Annotated in this window: 13 protein-coding genes; 5 read left to right on the top strand and 8 right to left on the bottom strand. The window is 47.4% G+C overall.

Going from position 1 to position 12,587, the window contains the following annotated elements:
- Positions 1–75 precede the first annotated feature (75 nt).
- From ACAN55_RS07645 to ylbJ, 4 genes are all read right to left on the bottom strand, one after another.
- Positions 76–1,518, bottom strand: a complete 1,443-nt coding sequence (locus ACAN55_RS07645; RefSeq protein ID WP_379130374.1) for a S41 family peptidase — start codon at positions 1,516–1,518, stop codon at positions 76–78.
- Positions 1,519–1,547: 29 nt separating this feature from the next.
- Complete coding sequence (locus ACAN55_RS07650; protein ID WP_379130376.1) at positions 1,548–2,729, bottom strand: copper amine oxidase N-terminal domain-containing protein; 1,182 nt, start codon at positions 2,727–2,729, stop codon at positions 1,548–1,550.
- Positions 2,730–2,888: 159 nt separating this feature from the next.
- Positions 2,889–3,692 (bottom strand): NAD kinase, encoded by an 804-nt coding sequence (locus ACAN55_RS07655; RefSeq protein WP_379130379.1) that lies wholly within the window; start codon positions 3,690–3,692, stop codon positions 2,889–2,891.
- A 118-nt stretch (positions 3,693–3,810) separates the two neighbouring features.
- Positions 3,811–5,058: a sporulation integral membrane protein YlbJ gene (gene ylbJ, locus ACAN55_RS07660; RefSeq protein ID WP_379130382.1), complete on the bottom strand. Its 1,248-nt coding sequence runs from the start codon at positions 5,056–5,058 to the stop codon at positions 3,811–3,813.
- A 506-nt stretch (positions 5,059–5,564) separates the two neighbouring features.
- On the opposite strand from ylbJ, the gene ACAN55_RS07665 reads away from it, so the two are divergent.
- Both ACAN55_RS07665 and ACAN55_RS07670 read left to right on the top strand, forming a co-directional pair.
- A complete protein-coding gene (locus tag ACAN55_RS07665) occupies positions 5,565–5,954 on the top strand; it encodes a globin domain-containing protein (RefSeq protein WP_379130890.1) in 390 nt (129 codons plus the stop codon).
- Positions 5,955–5,982: 28 nt separating this feature from the next.
- Positions 5,983–6,696 (top strand): DUF2225 domain-containing protein, encoded by a 714-nt coding sequence (locus ACAN55_RS07670; RefSeq protein WP_379130384.1) that lies wholly within the window; start codon positions 5,983–5,985, stop codon positions 6,694–6,696.
- Between the two features lie 42 nt (positions 6,697–6,738).
- Here ACAN55_RS07670 and ACAN55_RS07675 read toward each other — a convergent pair whose 3' ends face one another.
- Together ACAN55_RS07675 and ACAN55_RS07680 are read right to left on the bottom strand one after the other, a co-directional pair.
- Complete coding sequence (locus ACAN55_RS07675) at positions 6,739–6,972, bottom strand: hypothetical protein (protein ID WP_379130387.1); 234 nt, start codon at positions 6,970–6,972, stop codon at positions 6,739–6,741.
- Positions 6,969–7,166, bottom strand: coding sequence for a YycC family protein (locus ACAN55_RS07680; protein ID WP_379130390.1), 198 nt, complete (start codon positions 7,164–7,166; stop codon positions 6,969–6,971). The genes ACAN55_RS07675 and ACAN55_RS07680 overlap by 4 nt, the downstream gene beginning before the upstream one ends.
- A gap of 107 nt (positions 7,167–7,273) precedes the next feature.
- Between ACAN55_RS07680 and ACAN55_RS07685 the strand changes: the two genes are divergently transcribed.
- Both ACAN55_RS07685 and ACAN55_RS07690 read left to right on the top strand, forming a co-directional pair.
- A complete protein-coding gene (locus ACAN55_RS07685; RefSeq protein ID WP_379130393.1) occupies positions 7,274–9,061 on the top strand; it encodes a M3 family oligoendopeptidase in 1,788 nt (595 codons plus the stop codon).
- 216 nt (positions 9,062–9,277) lie between these two features.
- Positions 9,278–9,682 (top strand): O-methyltransferase, encoded by a 405-nt coding sequence (locus ACAN55_RS07690; protein ID WP_379130396.1) that lies wholly within the window; start codon positions 9,278–9,280, stop codon positions 9,680–9,682.
- Between the two features lie 133 nt (positions 9,683–9,815).
- Here the strand turns inward: ACAN55_RS07690 and ACAN55_RS07695 are convergent, their stop codons facing one another.
- Both ACAN55_RS07695 and ACAN55_RS07700 read right to left on the bottom strand, forming a co-directional pair.
- Positions 9,816–10,049: an alpha/beta-type small acid-soluble spore protein gene (locus tag ACAN55_RS07695; RefSeq protein ID WP_379130399.1), complete on the bottom strand. Its 234-nt coding sequence runs from the start codon at positions 10,047–10,049 to the stop codon at positions 9,816–9,818.
- 110 nt (positions 10,050–10,159) lie between these two features.
- On the bottom strand, positions 10,160–11,134 hold the full coding sequence (locus tag ACAN55_RS07700) for an aldose 1-epimerase (RefSeq protein ID WP_379130402.1): 975 nt from the start codon (positions 11,132–11,134) through the stop codon (positions 10,160–10,162).
- Between the two features lie 436 nt (positions 11,135–11,570).
- Here ACAN55_RS07700 and trpS point away from each other — a divergent pair, with 436 nt between their 5' ends.
- Complete coding sequence (trpS, locus tag ACAN55_RS07705) at positions 11,571–12,560, top strand: tryptophan--tRNA ligase (RefSeq protein ID WP_379130404.1); 990 nt, start codon at positions 11,571–11,573, stop codon at positions 12,558–12,560.
- Positions 12,561–12,587 lie beyond the last annotated feature (27 nt).

The following is a 12,587-nucleotide window of genomic DNA, read 5'->3' on the forward strand; positions in this document are numbered from 1 at the left end:
GGAATATTCCATGAACCGCCGTATACCGAACGGTACGTACGGTGGTGTGAGAGGTCGGGGGCTCGCCGCCCCCTCCTACTCGATTTTTATCGATAATTTCAACTGATTCTGCGAAGCATTGTAACTCCAGGAGAATGCAGGGAACTTCTTTTTAAAAGCATCGAGCTGAATATACGTTTCATCATTTTGGGATAAGGCCTCTTTGGAGGATAAAGCGAAACCGGCGGTCTTGCCTGCACCACTCGTAATGATGACCTTTTTATTCTTAGCATCCCATGAAACATCACTTTCCATTAATGCAGCCAGTACTCTGGAAGAGGCGTACAGGACGTTCCCTTTTTTAACCAGACCTACATTGCCCGCAAAAGGCTGCCCGTTGACGTTCAATATGTGATTGTCCCCGGAGGCCTCAATAGATTTCATTCCGGCAATTTGCAGAGCTGAAATCAGCTGAGCCGTTTTGCCTTGTACTTCAAAGTCTGGATAAAGTCCGATATGGTTGAAATCTTCCTTGTTTGGCGTTAAATATTTAGCTGTGGTGAGCTTAAGAGTGTCACCGTTGGATATCGGAAGAAGACTCTGAATCCGTGCCTTGCCGAAGCTGCGCGTACCGACCACGGTAGCCAGATTATTATCGCGTAACGCTCCGGTTAATGCCTCGGAGGCACTGGCGGTATATTCATTGGTCAGGATGACCACAGGAACATTGATTTTACTGCCATCCGTAATGACCACAGGCGAGAGCGTCCCGCTTTGGTCGGAGGTATACATCATAATTCCTTTATCCATAAATTCTGAAGCGATATTAAAAGCCGAATCCATATAACCGCCCACATTGTCTCTTAGATCCAGTACCATGGATTTCATGCCGCCTGCCCGCATTTTGCTCAGCACTGTGCTGAACTCTTCGTCGGCGGTTTCCGAGAATCCGTTAATTGCCACATACGCAATTTGGGGTCCAATCAGAGTTCCGGTAACCGACGCCGTGGTGATTTCTTTGCGAGTGACGCGGAATGTTTTGGTTACTCCGTTCCGCTGGACAAGCAGTGTAACCAGAGTGCCGGGTTCGCCAGACAGCTCATCGCCTTCGGTATCCTCTATGGCCACACCATTGATCTTTAAAAGAGTGTCTCCGCGCTTCAGGCCAGCCGTTTCAGCAGGTGAACCGGGCAGCACTTCCTCAATATAGAGCTCTGCTCCAGTGTATTGCAGCTTAATTCCAATACCGACATACTCCAGATCAACCTGATGAATGAAATCGGAGCTTTCATCACTGTCGAAATACTGGCTGTAGGGATCATCAAGTGAATTAACCATGCCGTCAATCGCAGCGCGGATGAGGTCCGACTTCTCGATACCTTCGAGGTTGTAAGTTTCCAAAAGTTGCATGACTTCGTTAATTAGCTCGGTATCCTTAGTGGATTGGGCACTTTCCGCTGCATGAGCAGCCGGGGTGAAGACGATGGATAATGTGAGACACCCACTGAGCAGGGCTGTTGTCAATCTGGAGAATTTCATTTCAGCAACATCCTTTTTTATGATTGATTTTAGGAATGCGATAATTCGTCAAATACATTGTAGGTCCGGTCAATTGTCCATTCCCCTGAGGATGTCTTGGATAGGATATAAATTATTCCTTGTTCGTAAACATCATTAGCGTCTGATTCCTGGGTCTTCTGTTCAGCATAGACGGCTGCCTCACTGCCATTGTAATAATAAACGTTGGAAACGCCGGGAATATACTTAATATTATACTGGCTAAACAACTGCTGGAAGCTTAAAGAAACCTGAGTATCCGACTCTTCTCCGTATGAGGTCATAAGTGCTGTTACTCCATCAATGTCTTCACCGTTCAAAGCTTTGTAATAGGTGCTTAAAACACCGTTGATGGAGGTTAACTCAGATTGCGGCATCACTGCAGGTTTTAAAGCCTCGGCCGTAGATAATAAAACGGCTGATTGCATCAGCTGGATATCAGAGATTTTCCAGGTGCCGTTTAGGCGCGAAAGGGTGTACAAGTACTGTTCCTGCTGATCGGGAATATACGGACCGCTAATATGAAGCGAGGTTTCCGTTGAGGAGACGATGGCTTCGTTCGCACGAATGCTGAGAATATTCAGGTCATCAAGTATACTTTTGAAACCAAAGCTGTCAAAAGTCGATTGAAGCGTGGAGGCATACTCGGAGAAAGCTGAATTTGGGTTCATTAAGGATTTGATTCCGGCTGCATTCTCTTCATTATAATAGGCTACCATTGAACGGAATAAAGCGGTGATTGATGCTGTATCCTGTTCTTTGGAAGGAAGAGTAGTAATTTGAACGCTTCTGGTTACCGGATTCCATGAAAAGGTCCCCTTCGTTGCATCGCTGATAAAACGCAGCGGGATATAAGTAACATTTCCGACGGTCACGGGAACAGCGTTCAGTTTTTGGACGATGCCATTAATGCTGGCGCGGTTGCTGCCGATCTTGAGCTTGATGACGAGATCACTGCTGGTGCCGGTAACCGTTCCTGTCTTAGCGTCCGATAGCACCTCCAGACCTAGTTTCAGGAATACAGCCCGAAAGGGAACCATCACTGTATTATTCTGAAGATAAGGAGATCCTGCATTAAAGGAAACCTTGCTGCCATTGATATATACCTCAATCGGCTTCGCTGCGGCAAAGGCAGGAACAGCTAACAGGAGAGCCAGTACCGCTATGCCTAGCAAGGATAAACATTTTTTCACAGTATTCGCTCCTTTGGATAGTGAGGCTTCAATATACAACTCTATGTAAAATATCCTCATTATACCATTTATTTATTCTATGTCTATTAAATCATCGGTGTAAAGGCAGTATGAAACAAGGCCGGTAATGTTCCCATTTCCGGCCCTTGAACGAGGGGATTAGACCAGGAAAGCCTCGCGTACACGGTTCCAGAAAGGGAACGGACGGTATCTGGCAAAGCTGATTTTTTGCTGTGAGACCTGGCAGCGTACGGATATAAGATCATCCACTGGAATATTATTATGATCGATTGTGAGCAGCAAACGTTGATCCTTCCGGGAGAATATATCGCAATGATGGTGTTTAGGGAGCAGAAGCGGTGATCCCATTGTACGGAATACTCTGTTATTAATAGATGCAATTTCTGAAATCTGCAGCGCTTCAATCGTAGGATGTACCATGGCGCCGCCCAGACTTTTGTTGTATGCCGTGCTTCCGGAGGGCGTAGATACGCACAGGCCGTCGCCGCGGAACATTTCAAAAGTCTCGTCATTAATATCAATCTGGATGACAACGGTTCCGTCGACTCCCTTAAGCGTAAATTCGTTAAGGGCAATATGCGTGCTGGTACCGGATTTCTTGTGTATCTCCAGTTCCAGCAGCGGGTATTTGACGATCCGTGGTTTTTGAGAGCCAGTACCGCCTGTTCCGGCCATATAATCAATTAGGGAGGCGAGCTCCTCCGCCTGCCAGTCGGCGTAAAACCCGAGGTGACCTGTATGCACTCCAACAAACGCGAGGCTGGAGATCCGGTCGATAAAAGTATGGAACGCATGCAGCATGGTCCCGTCCCCACCAATGGAAATCACGATTTCGGGAGACTCGGCATCGAGTTGCAGATTCCGCTCCGCCGCTAGCTTATGGAATTGCTCGGCAAGATTCATTGACAGCTGGTCGCCGCGGTCCAGAACATAATATCTCAAGATGAACAGGCTCCTTTGTGTAATCAGTCATATACCGATCATAATCAATCTTGCCCCGGAACACAACGTTTCAGGGTCCAAAGGACTATTGCGGGATATAAAAGAGATCGGGAGAAGCTTACCTCAGCCGGCGGAGCAGAGAAATAAGCCTAATCGATACCACCAGGAGCAGGGACAACAGCAGAATGAAGGCCAGAATCAGGCTCAAGGCTGCCAGGGCGGCTAGGAATCCTGAAGGCATCTGTGTGAAAGCTGCTGCCGCATTGTGCGAAGTCCAGGCTGCCTCATGTCCTCCGCCGTTAATGGGGGTCCAGAGAAGGAGGACAAATGCCGCTGCCAGCACAGAGTGAATAATGCGTGCTACCAGAAAGGGATAATAACGCAGGCCGGTACCATTCAGAATGCTGGCAATTTGGGCATGCACTGACAATCCTCCCCAGGACAGAACGGCCGCCGCTGCGGCAACTTTAAATGGGAGAGGAACAGCAGCTGAAGCTTGCCCTGAGGATTTGGCCCCCAAGGTTACCTCGAACAATCCGTTCGAAAGTGCCTCCGCCAATTCAGGCGGGAAACCAGCGAGGGAAATACAATACCCGACTGAACGAAAGAGGAAAGACATGATGCCTGCCCGGCTCATCAGCTCCATAAGGACGGTAAAGAATACAACCAGCCCTCCTACGACAATAATAAGCTGTAAAGAGGATTGTACGGCACCTCTTAACAGTTCTCCCAGGGTTCGTCCGTCTCTTCTGCGTGCTTCTGCCATGGAAGAGAACGCAGTTTGCAGACGTCCAGGCTGATGTTTCTTATTGGTGTTTAGAGTAATACTTGCTACGGGATCCTCTTTACGCCCATGAAAAGACATGATCAGTCCGAGGAGCAGGCCGCTTCCATAATGCGATAATGCTAGGATGAATCCAAGCGAGGCGTCGTGGAAGAAACCGACAGATACGGCCCCAAGCAGAAAAATAGGGTCAGATGAGGTTGTAAAAGCTACAAGTCGTTCACCTTCAACCCGTGTGATCAGGTTTTGTTCCCGCAGTTTCGCGGTAAGACGGGCCCCTACAGGATATCCGGACACGTATCCCATCGCAGCCACAAAACCACCGCAGCCCGGAATTCGGAATAAAGGCCGCATAAGCGGGTCCACCAGTGCGCCGATCAGGTGCACAACTCCGAAACCCAACATAAGCTCAGAAATAACAAAAAAAGGGAATAAAGAAGGGAGCAACACGTCCCACCATACGGCCAGTCCACGAAGCGCCGCGGTAAGCGATGCTTCAGGGTGGAGAAGGAGCAAAAGCACACATCCGGACATAGCTAATGCAAACAGGATGTTCTGTCTTCTGAGGTCATTAGTATTCATGGATTCACTCCTTTATTCTTGCTTCTCCAGGCCCTTTTAGTGAACGCTTGTGACCTATGAATAGATTTATGCTGAAGTGTGGACAAACAGCACAAAAAAACAGCGAAAGCGGTTTCAAAATGTAATGCGTTTCTGCTGAAATTGTGATATTATAAAATTAATTAATGCACACCTTTTTTACATCGATAATTAAGGATGGAGTGATGGTGATGAGTGTAGTAGCCGGAGTTCTTGTTTGTGCTTTTGTGTACGTGATCCGGGCCTCCCTTGTCCCTCCCGGAGATGAGGAGTTTCGTACCTACTAATATATGCCGCCAGACGCTAAACTAAGGTTTAGCGTCTTTTTTGAAATAAAATAGAAATATCTTGTCGATTATATGTACATAGCTACTATACACATTGCAACCAGCGACATCTTTTGCTCGGAGCATTATGCTGCTTCGAGCTTTTTTGCTATAATTAACTGGTTGGAAAATCAATCCGGACGAAAGCTGGTAACTGAAGATATGAATCCAAATCAAAGCATCTACGAGAGCTTAGGGGGAGCCGAAGGATTGCACCATCTGGTGGAGGTTTTCTACAAGAAGGTACAATTACACCCGTCCCTTGGACCATTATTTCCCCCGGATATTACTCCGGTGCTGGAGAAGCAGTATCAATTTCTAAGCCAGTTTTTTGGCGGTCCCTCTTTATATTCTGACTTGCACGGACATCCCATGATGAGAGCAAGGCATATGCATGTACCTGTTACTCCGAAACTTGCGGAAGAATGGCTCGGGTGTATGAAGGAAGCATTGGAAGATATTGCGGTGGAAGAACCGCTCCGGTCATTAGTCTTAAGTCGCTTGGCAGGCCCTGCGCACCATTTTGTTAATTCGCCTGATGAGCTAGAGTAAAGGTATAGCGTGAAAGGAATGAGGGCTTTTGTCAGATTTGATACCATTGTATTCTATTAAAGTGAAGTGCACCTATTGTGAGATGGAGTTTGAAACCTCAAGAGTCCGGCCGAGCCTAAAGAAGGCCATACGTCGCGATACGGATTTTTGCTCTTATTATAAAGCAGAGAACCCGGATTTCTATGTGGTCCGGGTTTGTCCCCGCTGCGGTTTTGCCTCCACGGAGAATTCACTCGACCGGTTATCAGATATTCAGCGTAACGCCTTTCGAGACCAAATTGGCATCCGCTGGGTACCTCGTGAATTCGGTAGTTCACGGAATTGGGAAATGGCGCTTGAAACGTATAAACTTGCCCTGATATGTGCGCAGAGCATTAAGGATAAGGACCGCATTATTGCCAGTCTGCTACACCATATCGCCTGGCTTTACAGGTACAAAGGGCAGAAGGATCAAGAGCTGAGGTTTTTGCAGTTCTCGTTGGAAGCTTATATTAATGTGTACGAAAGGGACGGTATCGGAGGTAATGATGCACGCCTGATGTATTTGATTGGGGAACTGAACCGGCGGATCGGGAAATTTCCGGAAGCGGTAAGGTGGTTTTCCCGCCTGATTAATGACCAGAGAATTATGGACGCGGCGATGATCAGGGCAGCGAGAGAACAGTGGGGAGTTTTACGCGAGCAGATGAGAGATGCTGATATGGATCCGGACAGCATGATTTTTGGAACAGAGGGAACCTGAGCTACTCAGGTTCCCTTGCTCATGGACAGGCTTAATCACCGATTAACGACGCACCTCTCTGTCAAACAGAAAGTAATCGCCGTCATTATCAATTAAGGTAGGGCTGGCATGGCAGCAGGGAAAAACAAGCAGTTTCTTTTTGCCTTCCCGCACGAGTTTGAGCTCTTTCGGTTTCATGGGGAGTAGGACATTCTCACTTCCGCAGAACGGGCAGTACTGTACATAAATATCGCCAAGGATGATATCATAAGGCCAGGAATGACTGAAAGGAATCATGATTCTTCCTTTCGCGGTTTCTCTTCTTGGGAAGGCTGATGATCAGCATTGGAGGAATTTTCCTCTTTTTTCGAGAGTTCAGCTATTTTTTGTAGTAAAATATGTTTTGGCATATGCATTAAATGCTCCAGTGGGACGCCCAGCTGTTTGGATAATGCAATGGCCGTTTCCGGTGAGATTTGCAGTGGTGGCATGTTCTGTCCTCCTGACATGTGATGGTTTCGGTCGATATCCACTTTACCACGGCTCCATGCCAAATACAAAGCAAACCCAATATATACAAAGGATTGGTGATATTCAAATGAAGTCCCCTTTATCATTAACATGGGAGCTGGATTCCCTTTTTGATGGCGGATCCTCGTCTTCTGAATTTACAACGTTTCTGAGTATTCTGGAAAGCGATCTGGAGAAGCTTCGTCATGGCGTTAAAAGTGCTGTAGTTCCTGTTGATGCAGAGTCAACGAAAGCTCTGGATAACGTAATCGAACTGCTGCAGAGCTGTTCCGGACGTCTTGTTGTTGCATCGGAATTCACTGTGTGCCTTAGTGCCCAGAATCAACAGGACAAAGCGGCGGTGCGGCTCTCAGGCAAAGTTACAGGGCTTAGCGCAGGTTATCAGGGCATTCGATCGGAGTTCAATAATATTCTTCGCCAAACCGATGACGGCGTGTGGGAAGCTTGGATGGCGCGGCCTGAAATAGCACCGCTGAAATTCGTGCTTAGTGAAAGCCGGAGCATCGCCCGTGAGAAGATGAGTCCCGAACTCGAAAGCCTGGCACTAGAGTTGGCGGTAGACGGATACCATGGCTGGAGTGAACATTATGAGACGATCGTAAGCTCCATCGAAATTCCGTTTGAAGGTAAAATGTTGTCTGTGGGCCAGGCGTTTAACAAATTGGATGATCCTGATCCTGCAGTTCGGGAGTTGATGTTTCAGAAATGGGAAGAAGCCTGGGGCGGGGCTGCAGATTTCTGTGCGGATACACTGAACCATCTGGCCGGATTCCGCCTGAAGCTGTATAAAGGACGGGGATGGGATAATGTGCTTAAGGAGCCGCTGAGCATCAACCGCATGTCCGCTGACACTCTTGATATCATGTGGAAGGTTATCGAGGACAGCAAGCCGGTTCTTGTGTCCTACCTGAAGCGTAAAGCCAAGCTGCTTGGCCTTGAATCGCTCCGCTGGGTGGATGTAGGTGCTCCCGTAGGTCAATCTTCAGGGACAATTCCTTATGATCAGGCAGCGGAAGACATTGTTGCCCAATTCCGCAAATTCAGTCCAAAGATGGCGGAGTTCGCCGAGCGTGCATTTGACAGCAAATGGATAGAAGTTGAGGATCGTTCAGGCAAACGGCCTGGCGGCTTCTGTGTCTCCTTCCCCGAACGGAAGGAATCGCGGATCTTTATGACTTACAGTGGCACACCTTCCAGTGTCTCCACGCTGGCTCATGAGCTGGGTCATGCCTATCATTCCTATCTGCTGGACGACCAGCCCGTATTTAATCAGAACTACGCCATGAACGTTGCAGAGACCGCGTCCACCTTCGCAGAAGTTATCGTAGCCGATGCACAGGTGAAAGCGGCAAGTAATGCGGAAGAGAAGCTGGCACTGCTAGAGGCTAAGATCCAGAACAGTGTGGCCTTTTTCATGAACATTCATGCCCGTTTCCTCTTTGAGACGAGATTTTATGAGCAACGCAAGAATGGATTAGTAAGCGCAGAAGAGCTCTCTGCCCTGATGGTGGAAGCGCAAAAAGAAGCTTTCTGTGGAGTGCTTTCGGAATATCACCCGCACTTCTGGGCTGCTAAGCTGCATTTTTACGCAACCGAAGTTCCATTCTATAATTTCCCGTATACAGTCGGTTACATGTTCAGTACAGGACTGTACCGTCTGGCTCTGCAGGAAGGTTCAACCTTTGCAGACAAGTATGATGATTTACTTCGGGATACAGGGGTTATGACGCTGGAAGAACTTGTATCGAAGCATCTTGGAACTGATCTTACGCAGCCTGATTTCTGGCAAGGAGCAGTAGATTTGATCACTGCGGATATCAGTGAATTTTTAGAGATGACCAAGAATTTAGTCTAATATTGGCATTAACGCGAAAGACCTCTATTTATGAGGTCTTTTTTCTTGTATTTTGTCGAAATAAATCGAAAAAAATCCCGAAAAAGCATGAATAAGCGCGCATTTATAGTAATATTAACCCAATTATGTTGAATAATGTTGTGGGGTCTAGGGGGAGTACCTTATAATGAGTCTTAAGCCTTATCAATTCAGGCTAGGACTCCGAGGAGGAAACGTATGCTCAAGACAGATCAATTATCACTGGCAAGACAAGTGGATTTAGTGTTTAAAGAGTTAAGTGAGGAGCTTTCAGGTTTATCTTCGGGTACATTATTTGTGCAAATACGCAATAATGTAATTGGTAAATTCGGAATTCGTCATAACCCGCTAACGGGTCGCAGCGGTGCTTTTAGTGAAGAGAACCAGGGTATGAACGCGGTGCAGCAAACTTCCTTCCGCAATATGGCCCTCGAAAGCCTGAAATACAAACAACGCTGGACACATGGTGAAATTAGCTATGAATTTGCAATTATTCAAGGCATGGTTGTAGTAGATGCGACTCTGGAATCCAATTATAATATGGCCAACCTGTTGATTCGTCCCAAAGGGTTGCAGACTGACTCCGACCAGATGTATGGCTGAATCTTATACATAGCATAAAACCTGCAGTATACAAAAGCCCTCCACACTTCAACTCTAGAAGTGTGGAGGGCTGGCTGTCTATTCCGGCTAAGACCGAAGGTTTAGGCCGGATCAAGCATTAACGCTGGAATTGTTACAAATTCGAACGACCAGACAATTGTTGCTCTGCCAGTTGAACGAGACGTTTCGTAATGTATCCACCCAAAGAACCGGTTTCGCGGGAAGTGTAATTTCCGTAATACCCGTCTTGAGGAATGGTTACACCAAGCTCTTGTGCTGCTTCATATTTCAATTGTTGCAGCGCTGCATTCGCTTGAGGAACGACGAGATTGGAACGACTACTGCGACCTTGACCTGCTTGACCCATGTTTGTCACCTCCTTCACCCGTTGTGAAGATAGTATGAGCGCGAGGGCGTCAAATCATACACGCTTCAGAAAGGTTTGGAGGCTGGTAAATGTTAGCCGTTTATAAGCTTCTAAAGAACGGGATAGATCATTTCAAGAGTTGTATATAACTCCAGGTGTTGACCGGGTTCTAAGGTGATCAGACCAGTAAGAGAGGAATCCTCAGACACATTTGGAGCATCCGGGAGCCAGGTAAAGGGTTCAATACAGAGGAATTGGTCAGCGGTTCCCTTCGTATAAAGCACCCAATGGCGAAAATAATTGCTGTCTACGGTATATCGCAGACCGTAGCCGTCTTCCCGGGTCAGAAGTGCTTCTGCCGGCTGGCCTTCTAAGATGCGCAGCGCAGTGTCAAAATCAGTACCTTGAAGGTTCATACCTTCGATCAGTGGTTCCAAATTGCCAAGAGGAGTCATATTGCCACTGGGCAACAATTCATCATTTAATTCGTATATGCCTTGCACAGGGAGCTTGAGGTTCCAGCGCTCAGGCTCACCATCAATCATAAACCAAGTATGGTAACCCATTCCGAATGGAATAGTCTGATCTCCGAGATGGCTAACCTTTAAGGTCTGCTTCAGGGTAGAATTTTCAAGTCTGAACGTCATTTCAAATTTAAGCGGCACCGGAAACTGTCTCATCCAGTTAGGATCTTCTACGGTGCGAAACTCTGTCGTGATCGCACAGCCATTCTCATCTTCCTCAATATCACTCACGCACCAGGATTGCGTACGATGCAAGCCATGAATATGGTTCTCGTTAGCGGTATTCTGATCAAACTGGTAACTTGTTCCCGCGAACTTGAATTGTCCTTTGCGTATACGTCCAGGCGGAACGAGTAAAGGGATGCCGAAGTGATAAGGCTTTTGCATGAAAAAGTCAAATTCGCTCTCCTCGGGTCTTCGCAGGATTTCGCGGTCTTCCTTCAGGTCCCGCAGCGAGATTACAGTGTTCCCCAGCCGCGGCAAAAGCGTGAATTCAAGTTCGCGGCTGTGCAGAATATAAGTATCATAGCCGCCCCATTGCCCTTTGGTTACCTGTTTCATGAGAGTTGCTCCTTTATCGTAACTGTTATCGTAGTTGAACATGGTAACCCTATCATAACAGATTTATGTTGCTGCGGTTAAGGGAATTGACAAACTTCCTTTCGTAGTTCTATGATGGATGCAATAATATATCATGGTAATGTGATGACGGGGATAAGTAGGCAATGGATGGACCTTCAGAAAGCCGGTGGATGATGCGAACCGGTGGGAAGTCTGTTGCAGAATGGACCCCTGAGTGCCGAGTTTGAACGGGCAGAATGCCTAAGTAGTCCGGCCGGATCTTCCCCGTTAAAGGAAGCTTAAAGGCTGTTTGTACGCGATGTAGCGGATGAATGGCGAATAAGGGTGGCACCACGGCTCACGTCCCTTGCGGATGTGGCCTTTTTTGCGTTTTCGTGATTATTTGAATAGACGTATAAAAAATGGAGGAATAGTTATGACTAAAAAAGTATTATCCGGGATTCAGCCCAGTGGTTCATTAACACTTGGGAACTACATTGGTGCCATTAAGAATTATGTCAAACTGCAGTATGAGAACGAGTGTTATTTCATGGTCGTTGATCTGCATGCGATCACTGTGTCTCAGGAGCCTGCTGCACTGCGTGAGCAATCGGAATCTGTGGCGGCGCTGTATATTGCAGCAGGTATTGACCCCACACGTGCTAACGTGTTCATGCAGTCCCATGTGCCGCAGCACGCTGAACTTGGATGGATCATGACGACGCTGACTAATATGGGCGAGCTGGAACGGATGACCCAATTCAAGGATAAGTCGTCGGGCAAGGATTCGGTGGGAGCCGGACTGTTCGTGTATCCGTCGCTGATGGCTGCAGATATTCTGGTCTATAATGCTGACCTTGTACCCGTGGGTGAAGATCAGAAGCAGCACTTGGAGCTTACCCGCGATCTGGCAGGACGCTTCAATCACCGGTATGGGGAGTTCTTCACAATTCCACAGCCATATATTCCGGAGTTCGGTGCCCGGATTATGTCACTTGATGACGCCTCCAAGAAGATGAGCAAGAGTAATCCCAATCCGGGAAGCTATATTGCCTTGCTTGACCCGCCGGATGTGATCCGTAAAAAAATAAGCCGTGCAACCACCGACTCCGGCAGCGAGGTAAGATATGATCCGGCTAATAAACCTGAGATAAGCAACCTGATGGTAATCTATGCTGAATGTGCAGGTATGACTTTGCAGGAGGTAGCGGATCGTTTTGAAGGTAAAATGTACGGCGGATTTAAGAAGGAACTGGCAGAAGTAGTTGTAGCAACCCTTGAACCACTTCAACAGAGATATCATGAAATCCGCAGCTCTGGTACGATTACTGATATCTTGGCCCAAGGCGCAGAGAAAGCCCGTGTGTTGGCTGCAGAAACATTGTCAGGCGTAAAAGAACGGATGGGCTTTCTCCCTCCAAGATAGAACGCATTAAGTTGAAGGTTTAATTAA

The organism is Paenibacillus oryziterrae (assembly GCF_042610485.1).
GTDB lineage: Bacteria > Bacillota > Bacilli > Paenibacillales > Paenibacillaceae > Paenibacillus_AQ.